Source organism: Alkalihalophilus sp. As8PL (assembly GCF_040939795.1).
Classification (GTDB): Bacteria; Bacillota; Bacilli; order Bacillales; family Bacillaceae_D; genus Alkalihalophilus; species Alkalihalophilus lindianensis.
This window is the reverse complement of sequence record NZ_CP162550.1, coordinates 23,457-42,862: the sequence shown is the minus strand read 5'-3', so window position 1 is coordinate 42,862 and position 19,406 is coordinate 23,457. Positions and strand designations below refer to the sequence as shown.

Sequence of the window (19,406 nt, the reverse complement as noted above, 5' to 3'; positions counted from 1 at the left end):
ACTCTTATACTTGAATGATAACCATAGATTATTGAAAGGTGAGGTAATGAGATTATTGGACATAAGTTAAGGAGTAAGTGAAGGTCAATACAGTGTTGAAAACAGATATATTACTTCCACCATCAAGCTGATATACCACTTTAAAGCGTAATGAAATATTGTGCGATCAATTATCTACAATACGGGGATAATCATTTTTCCCCCTCAGTGCTGTCATCTCAATTGTAGTTTTACTTGTCTCAAACTTTTCAGCAAGTTTTATGAATGACAGTCTTGTTACAGTCAGTACACCATATTTCATTTTTAATGCCAAAAGTCGATAATATATTTATACATAATAAAGGAAGTGAAGGTTTGGAAGTAAGTAACATCTTAAAGGCACTATGGCAAATAGAAACGTTAGCTCCTGGTGAAATTCCTAATTTAGGTTCCATAAGTAGAAAGTATACCACTCAAAAAATAAAGAACCTACATAAGTTGGAACATTTAAGGGAAGGTTCTTTCCCTAAAGAATGGTCTAAGTCTAACCTTAAATTAAAAAACAATAACTTGAAGCCTAACTATGGATTCTATGGATATTGTTATAGAGAGCATCAACTACTGCAGTTTCAAAGAGACTTTTATCAAATTACAGATGAAATACATAATAAATCAATGAAGAATTGCTTTGGTTTCTTCGTGGACTTTGATGAAAATCAAAAGTATATTAAGGACTCCCTATTTGTACCACAGATAACATTGTTTATTAAATTAGCGATTAAAAATAAGTCTCCTTTTACGAAAAACAATAATTTTTTCGATGAGTACAAAGAAGCTTGTACATACTTAGAAGACCAGGCAGCAAATATTAATGGAGGAATATTATCACCGGAGTGGTTAGAGTCATTTACAAAAGAATTCAACACCGTTTTTGCAATCCCGCCAAATACCGAAAAAGATCAGCACTATGTGGAACTAACAATAAGGGATGGTAAATCTGAACAGAGTGATAAATTTAATAGCTTCTACTCCGAAGATATCTTAAGAGCTATACAAGAAAAAAGTATGACTGTAGAACAGTTTTTCAGAAAACCGAAAAATAAGCTAGACATTAATGAGAACAGAGAATTTATTGAGGAATCGTTACATCCACTTAATACGCCACTAGGCAGATGGCCATCTAACATTGAACATAAAGCCGCCCTGATGCAACAAGTTGTAATCAATGAATTTTTCAGAAGCGACACGCGCATAAGTTCCGTGAATGGTCCTCCAGGTACAGGGAAAACAACGTTACTAAAAGATATATTTGCTGAGATAGTTGTACGCAAGGCAATAGCCCTTGTGGCTTTTAGAAAAAATCCCGATAAAGCTCTAATAGACACAGGGACAAAGGTTACTATTAAAAACCGAATTAAGAAAGAATCTGTATCTAGAAACGTTTATGATATAGATCCTTCAATAACAGCACATGCTGCTGTTATCGCTTCTAGTAATAATACAGCTGTAGAAAATATTACTAAAGATTTACCGAAGGAAAAAGAAATTGATTCTTACTTTTTAAGTGAAATGCAACAATTAAAGTATGCAAAAGCAATCAGTAAAGAGATTGCTGGTGATGAATCATGGGGGATGTTTTCGATTCCGTTAGGAAAAGGAGAAAATATTAAAAAAGCATCTACCTTGCTTACTCATGAGACCTTCAGTTTTATGAATAGTCTAACAAAGACAGGCGGGAAAAAGGAAAATCGAATTCAAGAATGGGAAAAAGCATGTGAGGAATTCAAAGTCTTGTATAAGAAAGTGCAGAAGCTTAGAAAGTCTTTGGCCATATTAGTTGATAAACCCCATGAAGATTCCAACAATGAGAAAGGTTTCCAAGAATCTACAGGTGATTATTGGGGAAGTTCCAATTATGCATCCAGGCAACAAAACGTTCTATTTCAAACAGATGAACTGAACACTTTAAGGTCAAGACTTTTTATTAAAGCATTAATAGTACTACGCCATTTCCTATCAGTTAATCATGCAAAACTTGAAGCTGCTCTGTCACTGCTTAACGAGAATAGAAATGAAATAGACATCAATAGCGAAAAAGGAATAAATGCAATAAAAGCCATGTGGAATACCTTACACTGCATTTGCCCTGTAGTTAGTACTACTTTTGCCAGCTTTGCTTCTATGTATCGTGGGATACCTAAAGATTTTATTCCAAACCTATTTATTGATGAAGCTGGTCAAGCGACTCCAGCGCAAGCTGTAGGAGCAATTTGGCGTTCTAAAAAAGTTCTTGCTGTAGGGGACCCATTACAAATAGAACCGGTTCAATCAGTTGAAGCCTCACTTTTAAATGATGTTTGTTTAATTAACAAAGTAGACGAGGAATTTTTAAATATTAAAAGTTCGGTGCAATCTGTGGCTGACCGATCCAATGCATTAGGAACATATAAGGGGGCTCAATGGATTGGTATACCTTTATGGGTACACAGACGATGTAATAATCCTATGTTTTCAATAGCTAACAAGTTAGCATATGATGGGAAAATGGTTCTCGCAGATGATAAATTAAAAACTGATGGCGTTGGAAAATGGATGAATACACAGGGGAGTGTTAAAACCAAACAGTATGTACCAGAGCAAACCGATGTCCTCATAAGTACTATTAATGAAAGTATGGCTAAGTATTTAAGGGGAAAGTTATTAGACTCTATTAAACATAAAATAGATGACATAAGTGAAATGAAACCACTGTTAGAAAGTGTACTAAATCAACAAAGCGTAGATCAGAATTGGGATACACTCAAACAACAATGTTTTGCTCTAATGCATAAGTATGTTGATTTAAGAAATAGACGCAGCAACGATGATTTATGTAATGAAATGGAAATTTATATTGATGGAAAATATTCCTACCCAAGTGTCTTTGTTATAACGCCTTTTTCAATTATTAAGAATGAGATAAAAAAAGAGATAGTTTTAGGTCTATTTAAGAAGATGACAGAATGGTTAGAAGCACCTCCAAGATCTAAAATTGGTTATTCAAGTGAATTGGATCTCAAAGTTGTGTTGAAGCAAGAACTAAAGGAATTTGAGACCTTTTATAAAGATTGGGTAAAAAATAATATCGGCACAGTTCATACCTTTCAAGGTAAAGAAGCTGAAATTGTATACTTTATTACTGGCACAGATGCGACAACACTAAGTGCAGCAGAATGGGCTTGTAAAGAGCCAAACTTGTTGAATGTAGCGGTAACTCGAGCTAAGAAAGAGTTCTATTTAATTGGAGATAAAAATTTGCTTGAAAGATTTGAAAACTATAAAACTATAATTCAAGAAATCGAGAAACACGAAACTGAAACAAAATATTACTGAATAATACAGGCGTATGCCAAGGGATTAATGATCCTAATATTTTTTATACATTAATCCTAGAGTGTATCACTTAGAATTGCTTGCTTTTACTTAAATGGTAGGAGCATTCAAGAACAAAATGATCATCTTCGACTTCTTTAAAGCCTTGAAATATAACTATGTAGTGCTGTTCTTTTAACGTCTATATAAAATAGTTCCTAAGGGTTGGCTTAGATTTTTATGGGGACTTCAGCTGTAGCTCTACGTACAGTAAGCAGAACAGTAGAACTTGTATTACTATTATTTAATAAAGGAAGTTTTAGATCATGGAGATTACAACAGGTGATTATATTACCATTGGAGCATTGTTTGTAAGTATTATTATTGGTCTTTCCACACTTGTTCAAGCTAGAAACAGTCGTTTTATGTCGGGAATAAATATTGAAAGAGTGAGATGGGCAAATAATCTAAAAGAATTGTTTAGTCAATATGGTAAAAGTATCTTATCATTACAAGGTTTAATGGAAGATGTAAAGATTCAGGATTTATCAAATGAAGGAGAAGGAGAAACAAAGAAAGAGAAAAAGATACTTAAAGCAGAAATGCTGTTGTTTACGTGAACTTATGTTGAAGAGGTTTGCTGCGTATTAGAAGGAGACTCTAAAATAACAATAGGAAATTAAACCACTATTTTAAACCCTGTACTAAATTTATTTAGTACAGGGTTATGTTTGATTTTAGTTTGTGAAGTTAAATAACTTTATTATCATAAGCTAAGATTGGATATGCAAAAAGGCTTTAGAACTGATTATACTCATGAAATTTCATCTAGAAATAATGCAGAATTATAAGGTCAGTAACATATACCTTATTCAAAGAATTTATTTAATGACTACAGCCATGAGATAGAGCCAGGTATGTCATATTTTAGAGCCGCTTCGGACATATTTGAGAGCATAGCTTGCCATTAAAAGAGCCACCTCTACCGAGATGGCTTGAATCTTATAATTGTAATCCTTTTCTTTCTCTCATTGAACGTTCTCCGTCTATAAATATATTGTAGGAGTCATGGATGATCCTATCCAGTATCGCGTCAGCTAAAGTGTCTTCTCCAATCTTTTCATACCAACCGGGAGTATCGAATTGAGAACAAAAGATTGTGGATGCTACTTGATGGCGAGATTCTACTATTTCGAGTAAATCTCTAGCCTGATGATCTTTTAGAGTAGTAAGCAACCATTCGTCTAAGATTAATAGATTAACTTTCTTGTACGAATTCATCACTTTCTTGAAAATTCCCTCTCCTCTTGCAACGGTTAACTCATCAAAAAGGTCAGGTAATCGAACATACTTCACCTTATAAAACTGACGACAAGCATTGATGCCAAAAGCACACCCTAAGTAGGACTTGCCATTTCCTGATGCTCCTTTGATAATAATGTTCCTGTGATCTTGTATATATTGACCAGTAGCTAATCTGAGGATTTGAGCTTTGTCTAACTTTCTATCGCTATGATACTCAATGTCTTCTATACATGCATTTGGATACCTAAATTGAGCAGATTGTATAAGTCTTTGTAGTTTATTATTTTTTCTACGAGTATATTCGATATCAACGAGTAAACTAAATCGATCTTCGAAGCTGAGTTCATTATACTCCGGTTGGAGTAATTGCTCTTGAAACTGTTCTGCCATTGCACTCATTCTCATTTCATGTAATTTTGTAACTGTATTATCAGTTGTCATTATTTCTTCCTCCCGTAGTAAGCAGCTCCTCTAGTAAATCCGTGCTCGTTCTTATGTTTTGGTGTGACACTCTCAATGGTGATCTTAACTTTATCTTGACCAGTCATTAGAATCGTTTTAATACTCTGAATGTTAGGTGTAGGGGAATACGTTAAGGCTTTCTTACAAGCTTCTGTAAGCCTTTGAGGTGTGTATTTATCACTAAGTTTCATTAAAGCCATACAAGACTTTAATGCTTGTTTTTCGGTTTTATACAGAGCGAAGAAGCCCTCGATAATACCAACCACCTCTTCCCCCATAGATTCTGCCCAATTACGGTAATAATGGCTGTTCCAGTTAATGTAGTTTTGGTGATCTTCCGGCATATGTTCAGGCAATGATGAGACTTGGCCCTCTTTACCAAACAGTCGCTTATGGGAGGCAATCCTAAAGGATTGGTAGAATACTTCTATAACTGTTTGCGTCACTCGGATTTCTACTCGGTGTTTGATATACTCATAAGGAACAGAATAAAACATTTCTTGCACATTTAAATGATAATCATAAGGTACGGTAGCTTTCTGCCAAGATGCTATCTCGTATCTGGAAGTCGGCAATGAGAATAGTGAAAACTTCTCCTCTTCTAAAAAGGCAGTAAGTCGACTTCCTTTCTTTTTTTGAAAAGATTTCTCATTATATTCTCTTAGCTTCTGTTGAATCTCTCGATTCAATTCACTAACAGTGAAGAACTCTTGATTTCTTAATGAGGCAATGATCCATGTAGAAATCCCGTTTACTGTGCTTTCTACACTGGCTTTATCTTTAGGATGTCTGACTCTCGCAGGGATGATAGCAGTTTGATAATATTCAGCCATTTCCTGATAAGTTCTATTTAATTCCGGATCTACGGATTTTGGTTTAATAACCCCAGTTTTTAAGTTGTCAGGAACGACAGTTCGTGGAACTCCACCAAAGAATTCAAACGCATGTATGTGTGCCATGATCCAACTATTAATATCCATAGACTCAAATGCTTCTACATAAGAATATTGACTGCATGGAAGAACAGCTACAAAAATATACGCTTTTCTTAATTCACCTGTAACTGAATCTTTTAACTTAGCTGTTTGTCCTGCCCAATCAACCTCTAATGCTTCTCCGGGCTTCCTTTTTATACGCATAGTAGCTTTGGATGTGTGCACATACCTCTCATAGAACCTACAAAACTGTCGATAGCTGTAGGGTATCTCTTGATTCTCACGGCAAATTAATTCATATTCATGCCAAAGCAAAGAAAGTGTAACCCCACTTTTAGCCATCTCTTTATGAATGTATTGAACATCTGGCCTTTTTCTCATCTCATTCTTACCTTTACCCGGAAATAGAATTTGTTGTATTTCCAGATCACCCACTTTGTTTTCTAAGGGCCAACTAACCCCCAACTTTTCAGCTTCTTTTAATACAGAAGCTACAGTGTTCCTTGAACAAGAACAACTGGCCGCTATGGATCGATTGCTAAATCCTTTGGCATGGAGCCTTAATATTTCTCGATATGAAACCATAAAAAACCTCCTGTAAAATGAAATTACGTGATATCACGCTTCTTCATTTTACAGGAGGTGGCTCTCTTACTGTCATAAGCGGCTCTATAACTTGTCTTGGGGTGGCTCTGAAATGTGTCGCAAGTGGCTCATTTGAATGGCTGTATTCATTTAACTTTTCAAAGGATCTAGGTAAGGTTTTAATTTTTAGTAGCGAACCTCAGGTTTATTTTTGAGGATGTATTTAAGAATAGAAAACTTTTGTGTTCCTGGTTGAGAAAAACAATTGTAAGTGATCATTAAATAAACGGTAAGGGCGATCTTATTCATCATCCATCACCCTTTTTACTTCCCTCCATTCTTCGCTGGCATCTTCACCAATTACTCCCAATAAACCTGTATGGATTGTTATATACTTAAAAACTTTATCAGAGCTATCTAATAACCTTTTCGAAGTAAGCTAAGATTATATTTTATAAGCTAACTCTAACTCTTCCCTGTGATTACAGCCATTAATATGTACCACCTCTGCAATGTTTTTAACACTTAATGACAATAAATGAACTTGTAATGCCATCAGTTTACCACAATATAACTCTGTATAATTAATGTGCACATTTACTGGTGTGTCACTTTTATAATTAAGGTATTTCTGATTAAGAATCAGAAAGTTATATGAACAGGGAATTAGCCTTAGCGGTATCGCGGCAAGTACTGGGAACTCTCGGTGAAAAGTAACAGAGGTGCTTATGCATTAGATTAAGAGATGACGGCACCTAAGATAATTAACTATGGGGTGTCTTTTTAACATTTAAATAAAAAGAACTACAGTGTTTAAAATAAATTTACAGTTAAAATGAAAATTTCGTAAACGTAGAGGAAGCTAATATGTAAGTACAATAAGAAAATTTGTAGAAATTTATGGTAAAATGTCCATACGGCAAGTCTAATGAGTCTCCATATTATTAATTAATGCAAGTTTTTTGAAGGGAGTATATACCTATGATTTTGACAAATAAGTATGTTCTTGAGGAGAAATTACTAGATACGTATCAAAGTACAATTTATAAGGGGTATATGGTTAAGGGGAAGACCCCTATTGTTGTGAAAATTTTAAATCAAAATTATAGTAAATTGAAATTTAGTGATTTAGAAGAGATATTTCATAGAGATTCGAAAGCACTTTCAATGATAAACCATTCAAATATTATAGAATATAAAGACTCTGGTATTGATGGTGATAACTTCTATATAGTTATGGAATACTTTAATGGAGATAATCTTAATGAATTTGTTAAGAAAAATAAAATGTCTAAAGTACAAAAGTTACATATTATGGTTCAAATTTTAAACGGTGTTCAAGCTGCCCATGATAAGCGGATAATACATAGAGATATTAAACCATCCAATGTATTAGTAAGCTCCAACATGGAAGTTAAGGTTATTGATTTTGGTGTTAGTAAGATTCTGGATATGTACTTATTTAGATCTGGGCATACTTTAAAAGATTACATTACAAAACGTTATGCATCCCCAGAACATTTACTTGGGCAGCAAATTGACTTTAGAAGTGATATATTTTCCCTTGGTGCTACATTTTATTATCTAATTACAGGTACTGAACCCCCTGAAGATAAAGAAAAACTATTCAATTCTATAGATTCCTTATCTGTGTCTCAAAACGTAAAAGACATCCTCTATAAGTCTCTAAAAATTAATAAAGAGGATAGATATAAGAGTTTAATTTCTTTTATAGAAGATTTAAAATTAGAAATAAAACTAAATTTAGTAGATGGCAATGTTAAGCTGTTTATCCCACAAATTATTAATAGAAATCTACAAGATATAGGGAAAGTATCTAGTGCAAGTTTTAATGTTGTTAGAGATTTTATAGAACAGAGTTTAAAAGAATCTAGCGTGTACAAAACTGAAAATAATTACTACCTAATAGGCAATGGAATTAAATATCATTTGTTACCAGATAGAAAAAACGGATATTTGAGGGTTTATAAAGTCTACTCAATTGATAAATATCACGAAAATGAATTAGAAAAATCAAAAGGTATTGAGATTAAGCTGAATTTAGATATAACTCAACAAAGGCCAGCTGCATATGAGTCATCTGATTTAAACAAATTATTGAATGAAATTGATATGAGCTTCGAGTCCTTTAAACAAAAAATGAAAAAAATAGAACAGAAAAATAGGTTGATTGCCGATTGGGAGGAAGTATTAAAAATATTAAGACAAATTAACTTTAATAGGGAACGAATAGGAAATTACAAAGGTTTTGAATATGATGCTTCAAGTAATTTTCTAACAATAACTATGGATGTAAACTATGAATCCTCAATGTTGCAAGATGGTGATTACATTAAATTACAGACAAAAGCAAATAAGTTTGTTAAGGTTGGACCAATAAAAAATATTCATGAAAATAAATTAAAAGTAGCTTTACTTTCCGATGTAGAAATTCAAAATTTAAATAAACGAGGTGAAACAAGAGTTGATTTATCGATGATTAACCAAATGTTAAAAAGATATAGTAATGCATTATATGCACTAAATAATAATGAATCGGTTAACAGGAACTTAATAGACTATCTTCTTAAACCAGAGCACCTAACAATGAACAAGGTTGAATTAGACTTAGACTTTGTAAATCAAACTATAGATGAGGCTAATAAGAAAATAGTGAGAAAGGCTCTAAAAACAAATGATATCTTTTTAATCCAAGGCCCCCCGGGAACTGGTAAATCAACAGTTATTACAGAGTTGATAAATCAAATCTTTTCACAGGATATAAAGTCTACAGTATTAATTACTTCTCCATCTCACGTAGCAGTTGATCACTTACTTAAAAATGTCCTTAAAACTCATTCAGATAAGAAGATAATACGTGTAGGGACAAGTGAAAAGATATCTAAGGACGCACAAAACCTATTGGCTACTGAACAAATTAAAACTTGGGCTGAAGAAGTAAAGTCAAACTCTATAGCTAGGACGATAGAATATATTGAGAATTCTTATGGTAAAGATAAAGCATTAAGAAAATACATGCAATTTAATTTAAATAAGAATACTTTTATAAAACCAGATGAAATAGATGTTAGATTATTTGATCCGAAAGCTGTGAAGACTATAAATATTATTAAAGATTGGACAAATAGATTAGATCTACTAGATGAGTTTGATGATATCTTTGCTAGAGAAGCATCTATTGTAGCTGCAACGTGTGTTGGTATTGCATCAAGGCATACTTTGAGAAACTTGACTTATGATTGGGTAATTATAGATGAGGCTGCAAGAGCAACTGCTCCTGAACTTATTCTTCCGATGTTACTAGGTAAAAAAATAATTTTAGTTGGTGACCATAAGCAATTACCGCCAATTGTAAACCTTGTTCAAGATAAGGGTTTAGAAGCTAAAATTAATATAAAGAAGCTAGAAAGAAGTTTATTCGAAGAATTGTTTGAACCATGTTCAAAAGAAGCAAAAGAAACATTAACTTCACAATTTCGAATGCACCCAGAAATATCTAAGCTAGTAAATACAAGTTTTTATCCAACATATAATATAAATACTAAAATAAAGGCTGAGAGCAGAAAACATCATCTAGATTTTAAAGAAGTTGTTAAATGGATTGATACATCAAACATGTCTGATAACTCTGAAGAAAAACACAATGATTCATACAGGAATAATTTAGAAGTAGGTGTTATAAAAAAGGAACTTGATAAGATTAACAAGATTTATAATGAAAAAAATATAAGAGCTAGTGTGGGAATCATTTCAGGATATAATGCACAAAAACAATTATTAACCAATAAAATTGAACCGAAAAATACAAAATGGACCAATATTGATATTCAAATTGATAATATTGATGCTTTTCAGGGTTCAGAATGTGACATTGTTTTTTATAGTGTTGTTCGTTCTAATGAAGAAAATAAATTAGGGTTTTTAAAAGATCAACGAAGGATAAATGTTGCCTTATCAAGAGGAAAGAATTGCTTATTCATAGTTGGAAACAAAGAGTGTGTTCTCAATAGTGAAGTAAAATACAAAGAGGGTATTGGGAAAGTTATTCAATTTATAAATCGAAATCCTAATAGTTGTAATATACAGGGAGCGGAATTATGAAAATTGTCCTTGATGCAGTTAAATCTGATTTTCCAGATTATAAAATAATTAATATTACAGAAGTTGGTTTTCCTATTTTCCAAAAAGCAGTAGTATGTTTGGCGACGTTATATAAAGGATTACCTGTAGTAATGGACTTTACTTTAAAGCTACTTAATCAAGAAATAAATACTAAATTAATTTCAGAGTTATTGTCTATTGATGAAGAACTAATAAAAAATGCAGTGTACGATTTAGAACTTAATGGTATGTATGATTTAAAGACTCAAAGATTAACAGATGATGGGAGGAAGTATATCAGTAACAATAAATACGAACAATTACAGAGAATTGAGTTACCAATATCAGTTGATGGTTTTACGGGATATATTAGAAAATCAAGAAATTATATCTCGAATAAAAATGCAAAGGCTATAAATTTAAATACTTTAGAACCTATTCTTGATAAGAACAATAATGAAATTATATATGGGCAAATAATCAAAAGGATTTTAGAAGAGTATATAAAAGAAAGCAATTCTGAATACGAGGGCCAGTTAGTAGAGATGGTTTCAGTCAATGAAAAGCCCACTGAATATAAGAAGTATAATATTGTAGTCATTGAAGATTTAGACAAGAAAAGTAGATTAGTAGTTTATGATAGGAATACAAAGGTTAACTTTTTTGATTCTGGTTTGATAAACGCAGATGAAATAGGTATAAAAATATTTACAGATAACACAATCGATCTCTTTATTGACCAAGTAAAGGGTGTTGAAGGTTATGAACTAGAGGCTAATGACGAATTATATACTATTTTAGATTACGATTATTATAATAGAGACTATAATAATGTATTCATCGAAATACCAATGATTGAAGCATATGAATTAAAGGATGAGTGGATAAACAATTTAGAGAGGTATCTTAGGAGAAAGAGAAACCTTAAAATAAGTTTTACTGGTTGCAGCTACCCTACAACTAATATAAAAAATAAGGTATATAAAATAATTGATCTTAGAAAAAAATACAATAACTTGGAGTTACAGCATAAAATTGACTATAAATATCCCAGCGTGATACTCGATAATAAAGTTGGTTATATTGATAAAATAACAAAATATGAATTAGGACTAAAAAATAATACAACTTGTGTTACACATAATATTTCTAAATTAACTAATGTAAAGCAAGAAGATGAAACGGGTAATTCAGAAAATCTAAAAGCACTTACTAAGCCAATAAATAATCTAGATGAATTAAAGTATCAAATTAAAAAGATTGTTGAGTCAGCTAAAAGTCTTGATGTTGAAATGGAAGACTACTATGGTATAGGATGGCTAGATAATGGTCAATTTTTAAACGAGTATAACTTGGATAATATAAAGTTAGCCAAAAATGAAAAAAGTTATAGTAATTTTACAAAGGATTTAAACGCATCGATGGTTGAACTAATTGATGAGCGTGGAAAAGAAATGGGTATTAATAACTATTTCTATACGGAATTTAAAAATAACTTTCCAAAATTACATCACGCTTTAGATAGGTTGAGGGTTTACCGAAATTCTATGCAGCACAATAATCTGAATTCGCAAAATTTAATAAAGTATTTAAACTATATAAAATCTGATCTAAATGGAACTTTTCCGGAGTTTTATTCAAATGGATATCTAATACTCCAAACAGTTATTTTAAAGGAGATTTTTAATGCTATTATTGAAACCTCTAGGGATTTAAATAAAATAGCTCTATAAGAGTAGTCTGCCTAATACGGTATGATGCTTTGAAAATAAACTCCTTCTTTTAGAGTCTCCTTCCTTTCCAATTAAATTATCTAATTTTATTTATCTAAACTGTCATTAGCACTGATTATATATACTATCAGTGCTAATTTTTCCTTCATAAATAACCACGGTGAAATGTTGTAAACAACGGTGATAAAATCCCTAATAATAACGGTTTAAAATTCCCTTAAAATAACGGACAATGGTTTCAAAACTACATGATGATGGAGTGGCGAAACGATGGTCAAGATTGGGGAATTTTTTATGATCAGAGAGCTATTTCAAAAAGGATGGACGATCAAAGCTATAGCTGAAATGTTTATGGCAAAATAAAAGTGCAGAGCTTTGCAAGGTTTTAGTGCAGAGTCCTGTTTATGGCATTATAAAAATGTAGGGTATGGCACTCCTTTTATGTAGGTAGCCTGATGAGGCATCTGTACAAAAAAAGCCACTTGCCAACATCCCAAAAATTCAATACACTTCCTGTTGGACCCAATACTGGCAGGAGGTAGTTTTAGGAGATGTTACAAGTGACCGAGATCAATTATATCAGACAGGAAGTTAATTCGAAAGGTCATTCCTATTCGGATGTGGCTAGAAGAACACATAAAGATATCAGAACAGTTAAAAAATACGCTGACCTTGAGGAATTTCATCCAGAGAAAAAGAGGAAAAAATCACAACCATCTCCAGTAATGGAGCCAGTGAAAGATATTGTGGATCAATGGTTGAAGGAAGATATGAAGAAGAAAAGGAAATACCGAAGGACTGCCAAACGTATATGGCAAATGCTTGTTAATGATGAAAAATTAAATTTTAAAGGATCTGATCGAACGGTAAGGGCTTATGTTTCTAAACGCAAAAAAGAATTACTAGACGAAAGTGAAGGTGCAGCCATTCCGTTAGAATCAAGACCTGGTGATGCTCAGGTAGACTTTGGAGAGGCGCCCTTCAAAAGAGACGGTAAGGTCGTTGACCTTCCATATCTCGTGCTATCCTTTCCGTACAGTAACGCTTTCTTAGTGCAAGTCTTTGAATCTCAGAATCAAGATTGTTTCCTAGAAGGATTGAAGCGGTTCTTTACCCACATAGAAGGTGTACCAAAGAGAATACGTTTTGATAATTTGTCTCCAGCCGTGAAGAAGATTCTTCCACAAGGGAAACGCGAGTTAACAGAAGGTTTTGAGAGGTTTGCCCTACACTATGGTTTTGAGTATGAGTTCTGTAACCCTGGTGCAGGAAATGAAAAAGGCCATGTAGAAGCAATGGTTAAATACGTACGGAATAACTTCTTTTTACCCGAACGATCTGTATATCAACTAGAAGAATTAAATAATAGGCTGTGGCAAGAAGTAGAGAATGATCGATACCGTTTACACTACGAAAAAAAGGATGAGATAGCTAGATTGTTTGAGGAGGATCGTGAGGCATTGTTTTATCTACCTCCTAAAGAATACAGAGGTAGGCGAATTGAAACATTGAAGGCAGATAAATATGGCTACGTCCTTGTGAATTCAAAAAGGTATTCGACTTCTCCACGTTACGCTAACCAGAAAGTATTGGTAGGTATTAAGTACAATTGTATTGACATCCTTACGGATCAATATGAATTGATCGTAAGTCATGAACGCTTATATGGAGAAGAGTCTAAATCAATGATTTGGCACCCTTACTTATCACTTATGGCTAAGAGGCCAACCGCTTTAAAATACACGACCTTTTATGATCAGCTTCCAGATGCATGGCAGAAATATCTACATGAATGTACAGTCGAAGATAAGAAAAAAGCTCTCCTCTTATTATCGACAATATTAAAGAGCAATCGCTTAGATAGAGCGACAGAGGCCTTAGAGATCGCTTCTAAGAGGTGTCATCCTTCTTCAGAGACCATAAAGCAAGTCTTCCATCAATTAGTTCATGGGCGTGGTCACAGACAAACACTTAAACTGAAAAATACCGTACCAACTATGCCAATAGCAGAACGTGGTATGAATCAATATGATACCTTCTTCACCTTAGGAGGCGGTCAAAAATGAAGCAAGAAAAAATACAGGAATATGCCAAACGTTTGAAGCTTAGTTGGATACGAGAACACTTTCATGAAGTGGATTCGAAGAATCCTCAAGACTATTTATTAACGCTTTTTGAAAAAGAGATCGAACAACGTGAGGAGAGGAAAGTTAATCTATTACTTAAAGCGGCAACCTTGCCAAACGTATCTGGCAAGCCATTTGATTGGCAAGATATCCAGCTTGGACAAGGGTTGACGCAACAATATTTATTAGATGGTACCTTTATTGATACAAAGGAAAATATGGTTTTCTATGGGGGTGTAGGTGCTGGAAAGACGTATCTCTCCACACTCATTGGCTTAAACGCCATAAATAAACATGGAAAACGTGTTAAGTTTTACACTATTGCCACCCTAGCAAATGAACTATTAGATGCCAATGAAAAAGGCACTCTTACTAAACTTTTCAAGAGGATTGAGAAGTTAGATCTATTAATACTTGATGAATTAGGTTATATCCCTTTACATAAGCAGGGAGCTGAGTTGCTTTTCCAAGTGATTTCTCTGTGTTATGAAAAAAGAAGTATTATTATCACGACGAACCTCCAATTTGGGCAGTGGAATCATGTTTTTGGAGATCCTATTCTCACCGAAGCAGTCGTAGACCGTCTGATTCACCATTCGCACTTAGTCCTTTTTGGAGGGGATAGCAATCGAATGAAAGAGTCTTTAGCATTAAGGGAGATGTAAGTTAGAGAAATTAGGTTGGTAAGTGGCATTCAAAAAGGCTTGCCGTTTTATACATTTTTCTCTTGCCAAATACAGAGTCCTGCACTTGTTTAGTAAGTGCATAAAAAAAGACTTGCCAGCCACCCTAAGTCCCTCTACTGTAATGGTGTCGAATCAATACAGAGTGGAAGAAAATGAGAGGATGCTGACAATGTCTGATATTAATTGTATCAAAAATTTAAGGAACGACAAGGTGTTCTCGATCTCAAAGATTCAAAAAACGTTAGGAATTAACTGGAGAACCGCAAAGAATTATGGAGATGAAAGTCAATTACCTCAATCTAAGATACAGAAAATGAAAGGTATGATGCATGAAAGTAAGTGGGGTGAGATGGTTTCAGATTGGCTGTTTGAAGATAGCAAGCTGAAAAAGAAATTACGTCGTACAAAGAAAGAGGTCTTTAAAGAACTGCAAGGACATGGTTTTGAAGGTTCTTACAGAACCGTTTGTTATTTTATATCTGAGTGGGAAAGTAACCATAATGATACGCATGATAGAGGTTATGAACGTTTGGCTCATCCACCTAGCAAAGCTCAAGTAGACTTTGGAGTCATGGAAGCAGTGAAAGATGGAGAGTTTGTAGATGTACATGCGCTAGTTATGTCATACCCATGTGATCTCTGGTACGAGCGAAAATCCCTTTGGGATTGATTGGTCATTGTATGATTCGTTAGCCCCTTCAGAGGAGGAGGGATCTTCTCATAAGTGATTCTCTATTAAAACCATGTGTAAGTCTTTAAGGTTAGCTTATGTAGCAGAGATCTATGAAGCTGTTCCCTTTGAGTCTCCTTCACAGTTTCTAGAAGCTCTTTTCCTTGAAGAATTTCTACTACGGGAGAAAGCAAAAGTCTAACGATTAATTAAGAATGCCAAATTTTTAGATCAAAAGACTCTGAGCAATTACGAATGGAATGACAAGATTAGATTTCCGTCTCATATAAATAAAGAAGACTTAGTTAGCCTTGAATTTATTAAGAGACAGCAAAATGTCGTATTGATAGGAGCGCCGGGAACTGGGAAAACGCACTTGGCAACTGGTTTAGGTAGAAAAGCTTGTGAGCTTGGATATGAAGTTAGGTTTTATCGGGTGTCTCGTCTGATAGAGCTCTTAGAACAGGCACTAATCAATGATAAGTTACCTGCTTTTAGAAAGAAATTTGAAAAGGTAGAGTTAATTATTTTAGATGAAATGGGCTACCTTCCATTTAGCAAAGAAGGTTCTGAGTTATTATTTCAACTGATCGCAGAATGGTATGAGCAGAAAAGTTTGATCATTACGTCTAATTTAGAGTTTAGTCAATGGAATAGAATTTTCATTGACTCAAGGCTAACAGCAGCTTTGGTGGATAGGTTGATACACCACGCTCATGTATTAACTTTCTCTGGAGGAAGTTATAGGCTTTCTAACGCATTATCTAAACCTAAATAAGCAATATCTGGGTGGCAAAACTCTGCACAAATCATTGCGCTACTCTGCATTTTTTTCTTGCAAAACACAGCTGAAAAGTCAGGCTTTGATCCAAAAACCATCCGTAAATACATCAGAGAAGATCATTTGCCTAAAAAGAAGGCATATAAGAAGAGGCCTAGTAAACTAGATCCTTTTAAGGCGTATATATTAGAACGTTAAAAGAAGGAACTACAAACTGTGAAGTTCTCTTTGAGGAGGTTCAAGCTTTAGGCTACGATGGGAAAATGACGATTCTACGAGAATTTGTAAAGCCACATCGTGAAAATCCCAAGAAGCAAGCGACCTTACGGTTTGACACACCTCCTGGTAAACAAGCTCAAATGGACTGGGGCTATGTGGGGAAACACCTTGTCGCTGGGGTAGAAAAAGAGGTTTACGCCTTGGTCATGGTGCTAGGATATTCTCGTTTGAAGTACATAGAATTCACATCGAGTATGGACTTAGAAACTTTAATGAAGTGTCATATGAACGCTTTTGCTTACTTTAATGGAGTCCCTCAACAAATACTGTATGACAATATGAAAACAGCGGTTATTAAACATTCACCAGTAAAGATTCGTTTTAACCAGAAATTTGAGGACTTTTTAGCTTACTACGGGGTGGTGCCGAAGGCATGTAAACCTAACCGACCGCAAACAAAAGGGAAAGTAGAGAATGTCGTTGGTTAATTATATGCAGCGTAAACATGAGCACACACTTCAAGCTCTTAATGAAGATATTCGTAAATGGTTGGATAAGACAGCTAATTTAAAGCCAAATGCCACGACAAGTGAATCACCACTTAAACGATATGAGGTCGAAGAAAAGTATTTGCAATCTAGTCATAAGAAGGCTGCTTTCCCTGTAGCAAAGTGGGAAATGCGGGAGGTTAGTAGAGATTCATTTATTTCTTATAGGGGCAAGCGTTATTCGGTTCCCTTCCGCTTTGTTGGGCAGAACGTAAAAGTAAAAGAAACGCTCGATCATCATTTAGAAATTTATGATGATTTCGAGTGTATTGCGAAACAAACGTTAGAGCATTATAAATGGCTGAAAGAGAACGAAAATGGTTTGGCGACCCGTCTCCATCAGCCCGATGTGCTTGAAGTGGAACATCGTTCCCTTCAGGTGTTTGAAGATGTCTACTCAACTTCTAATTGAACGGCTAGAGAAATTAGGATGGCAAAGTATCAATGGGTGAACGACATAGTCTAGTCGCTCCTCGTTGGCCATATAAAAGAAGAGAGCCACCGGCGTAGTTTAACCAGTCGCTCTCTTCTCTGCATTCACTGGTCTCATTCTCCGCAATTGGTAGCTCAAAACTCCGTACAAGTGGGATTTTCGTTCCGCAATACTCATTATCTTAGGGAAAGAGAAGATATGCTTTATCTAAGCCCCTTTCTCAGCACTGAAAAAGGAGCGTGATTCTTGGCGCGTTTAAACGGATGCTCTATTTACTTCCACAACCCTCTTAACGATTTCGATTTTATTTTTCACTCTTAACTTTTTTTTGATCCTACTAATATTATTATTGACTGTGTGTACACTTATACAGGCTTTGTTTGCTATTTCTTCCGTCTTATATCCATTGAATAAGTAGTATACAATCTCTTTTTCAGTTTGGTTGAAAGTAGAGAAAGGTTTTTGGGTGAAAGAAGGCGCTCCTTCATTCTCTTCCCCTTTTCGTCCATGTTTTTGTACATATTTTAGGATCGGTTTTTGAAAGGTTAATGCTAAATAAGGATGGTAAGTGACAGCATTATCTAATTCTTCACAAAGAGTATCTTTATTAGAGGAGATGATACTCGCCTCATAATCCTTTAAAATTGAATTTACTAATGCGCTTTCACCAGGTTCTATAGCCCAAATAATCATTGAGTCATTAAGTTCTTCAGGTAAGTCATCTATGGAAAATGCAACATCTTTCGATTTCAAATTTAGAAAATGTACTGTAATAGTTTGGGGTGATTTTTTGAAATGACGTTTAATGGCAGGGGGTAGGGAGCGATGAGTAGTAATAACAGCAATTTGTGGAACATTAGGTCTTACAGTCAACCTTTTTCAACTTCCTTTCTCAACTTCACTAGTTATATAAATATCCCCTTAATATACTAAGAATAGTGCTAATAAAAATATTAACTTATTTTGTATATAATGTGAAACATGTCGAAAGTTTTGTTTAAATTACAAAAAACGGAAAAGGTAATTAAGCGTTATTATTCTGTAGTCATTAAGAGGTTTAACATATCTTGAGCGAGGTGTAACATTTCGATGTAATAATTAACTGGAAAATTTAAGTTAGAGGCTGCAATATCAAAGGTTCGTCGAGTATTGTGGTACCTATCCATCAGTAGGAGGAATGGATTGATGCCAGCTATTGAGACTCCTAATGAGATTGACGAGCACTACCTAGGGTTTGATTCGGCATTGCTCTGCATCCTTACTTTTTAATTTTAAGTGGATGCTTGGAGAAGCTGTTTGGTGGTTTGAATACAGGTTAAAATCAAAAGTAATCAAACTTTTTTAAATTTACTTTGCTGTCGAGTAGGCACTCTTTCACAAAGACAAAAAAACAAACACATTATTCTGTGTTTGTTTTGTTATGTATAAAGTCTAAAAGGGGGATGTTCTTATTTTAGCACGTAGTATGCCA

General features: G+C 34.2%; 10 protein-coding genes and 2 pseudogenes. 9 read left to right on the top strand and 3 right to left on the bottom strand.

All coding sequences use genetic code 11. From position 1 onward, the window contains the following. Positions 1 to 354: 354 nt before the first annotated feature. Both AB3N04_RS00195 and AB3N04_RS00190 read left to right on the top strand, forming a co-directional pair. Positions 355 to 3,351: an AAA domain-containing protein gene (locus AB3N04_RS00195; RefSeq protein WP_368502792.1), complete on the top strand. Its 2,997-nt coding sequence runs from the start codon at positions 355 to 357 to the stop codon at positions 3,349 to 3,351. Between the two features lie 305 nt (positions 3,352 to 3,656). After that, positions 3,657 to 3,950, top strand: coding sequence for a hypothetical protein (locus AB3N04_RS00190; RefSeq protein WP_368502791.1), 294 nt, complete (start codon positions 3,657 to 3,659; stop codon positions 3,948 to 3,950). 382 nt (positions 3,951 to 4,332) lie between these two features. Here the strand turns inward: AB3N04_RS00190 and istB (AB3N04_RS00185) are convergent, their stop codons facing one another. Continuing rightward, positions 4,333 to 5,076 (bottom strand): IS21-like element helper ATPase IstB, encoded by a 744-nt coding sequence (gene istB / locus AB3N04_RS00185; RefSeq protein WP_368502790.1) that lies wholly within the window; start codon positions 5,074 to 5,076, stop codon positions 4,333 to 4,335. Continuing rightward, positions 5,076 to 6,617, bottom strand: coding sequence for an IS21 family transposase (istA, locus tag AB3N04_RS00180; protein WP_368502789.1), 1,542 nt, complete (start codon positions 6,615 to 6,617; stop codon positions 5,076 to 5,078). The genes istB (AB3N04_RS00185) and istA (AB3N04_RS00180) overlap by 1 nt, the downstream gene beginning before the upstream one ends. Before the next feature lie 981 nt (positions 6,618 to 7,598). Between istA (AB3N04_RS00180) and AB3N04_RS00175 the strand changes: the two genes are divergently transcribed. From AB3N04_RS00175 to istA (AB3N04_RS00145), 7 genes and pseudogenes are all read left to right on the top strand, one after another. After that, entirely contained in the window at positions 7,599 to 10,739 is a 3,141-nt protein-coding gene (locus tag AB3N04_RS00175; protein WP_368502788.1) for an AAA domain-containing protein, read from the top strand. Next, positions 10,736 to 12,472 (top strand): hypothetical protein, encoded by a 1,737-nt coding sequence (locus AB3N04_RS00170; RefSeq protein WP_368502787.1) that lies wholly within the window; start codon positions 10,736 to 10,738, stop codon positions 12,470 to 12,472. The genes AB3N04_RS00175 and AB3N04_RS00170 overlap by 4 nt, the downstream gene beginning before the upstream one ends. 551 nt (positions 12,473 to 13,023) lie before the next feature. After that, a complete protein-coding gene (istA, locus tag AB3N04_RS00165) occupies positions 13,024 to 14,538 on the top strand; it encodes an IS21 family transposase (protein ID WP_368502786.1) in 1,515 nt (504 codons plus the stop codon). After that, a complete protein-coding gene (gene istB / locus AB3N04_RS00160; protein ID WP_368502785.1) occupies positions 14,535 to 15,263 on the top strand; it encodes an IS21-like element helper ATPase IstB in 729 nt (242 codons plus the stop codon). Before istA (AB3N04_RS00165) ends, istB (AB3N04_RS00160) begins: the two co-directional genes overlap by 4 nt. 190 nt (positions 15,264 to 15,453) lie before the next feature. Further along, entirely contained in the window at positions 15,454 to 15,954 is a 501-nt protein-coding gene (locus tag AB3N04_RS00155) for a hypothetical protein (protein WP_368502784.1), read from the top strand. A 73-nt stretch (positions 15,955 to 16,027) separates the two neighbouring features. Then, positions 16,028 to 16,732: pseudogene (istB, locus tag AB3N04_RS00150) on the top strand (IS21-like element helper ATPase IstB). Positions 16,733 to 16,762: 30 nt separating this feature from the next. After that, positions 16,763 to 17,914 (top strand): annotated as a pseudogene (gene istA / locus AB3N04_RS00145) (IS21 family transposase). 276 nt (positions 17,915 to 18,190) lie between these two features. Here the strand turns inward: istA (AB3N04_RS00145) and AB3N04_RS00140 are convergent. Then, complete coding sequence (locus tag AB3N04_RS00140; RefSeq protein WP_368502783.1) at positions 18,191 to 18,808, bottom strand: response regulator transcription factor; 618 nt, start codon at positions 18,806 to 18,808, stop codon at positions 18,191 to 18,193. Positions 18,809 to 19,406 lie beyond the last annotated feature (598 nt).

Bases quoted from the DNA above. Each gene is read 5' to 3' on its own strand.
- AB3N04_RS00190 (WP_368502791.1), top strand. From the start codon at position 3,657: ATGGAGATTACAACAGGTGATTATATTACCATTGGAGCATTGTTTGTA.
- istB (WP_368502790.1), bottom strand. From the start codon at position 5,076: ATGACAACTGATAATACAGTTACAAAATTACATGAAATGAGAATGAGT.
- istA (WP_368502789.1), bottom strand. From the start codon at position 6,617: ATGGTTTCATATCGAGAAATATTAAGGCTCCATGCCAAAGGATTTAGC.
- AB3N04_RS00175 (WP_368502788.1), top strand. From the start codon at position 7,599: ATGATTTTGACAAATAAGTATGTTCTTGAGGAGAAATTACTAGATACG.
- AB3N04_RS00170 (WP_368502787.1), top strand. From the start codon at position 10,736: ATGAAAATTGTCCTTGATGCAGTTAAATCTGATTTTCCAGATTATAAA.
- istA (WP_368502786.1), top strand. From the start codon at position 13,024: ATGTTACAAGTGACCGAGATCAATTATATCAGACAGGAAGTTAATTCG.
- istB (WP_368502785.1), top strand. From the start codon at position 14,535: ATGAAGCAAGAAAAAATACAGGAATATGCCAAACGTTTGAAGCTTAGT.
- AB3N04_RS00155 (WP_368502784.1), top strand. From the start codon at position 15,454: ATGTCTGATATTAATTGTATCAAAAATTTAAGGAACGACAAGGTGTTC.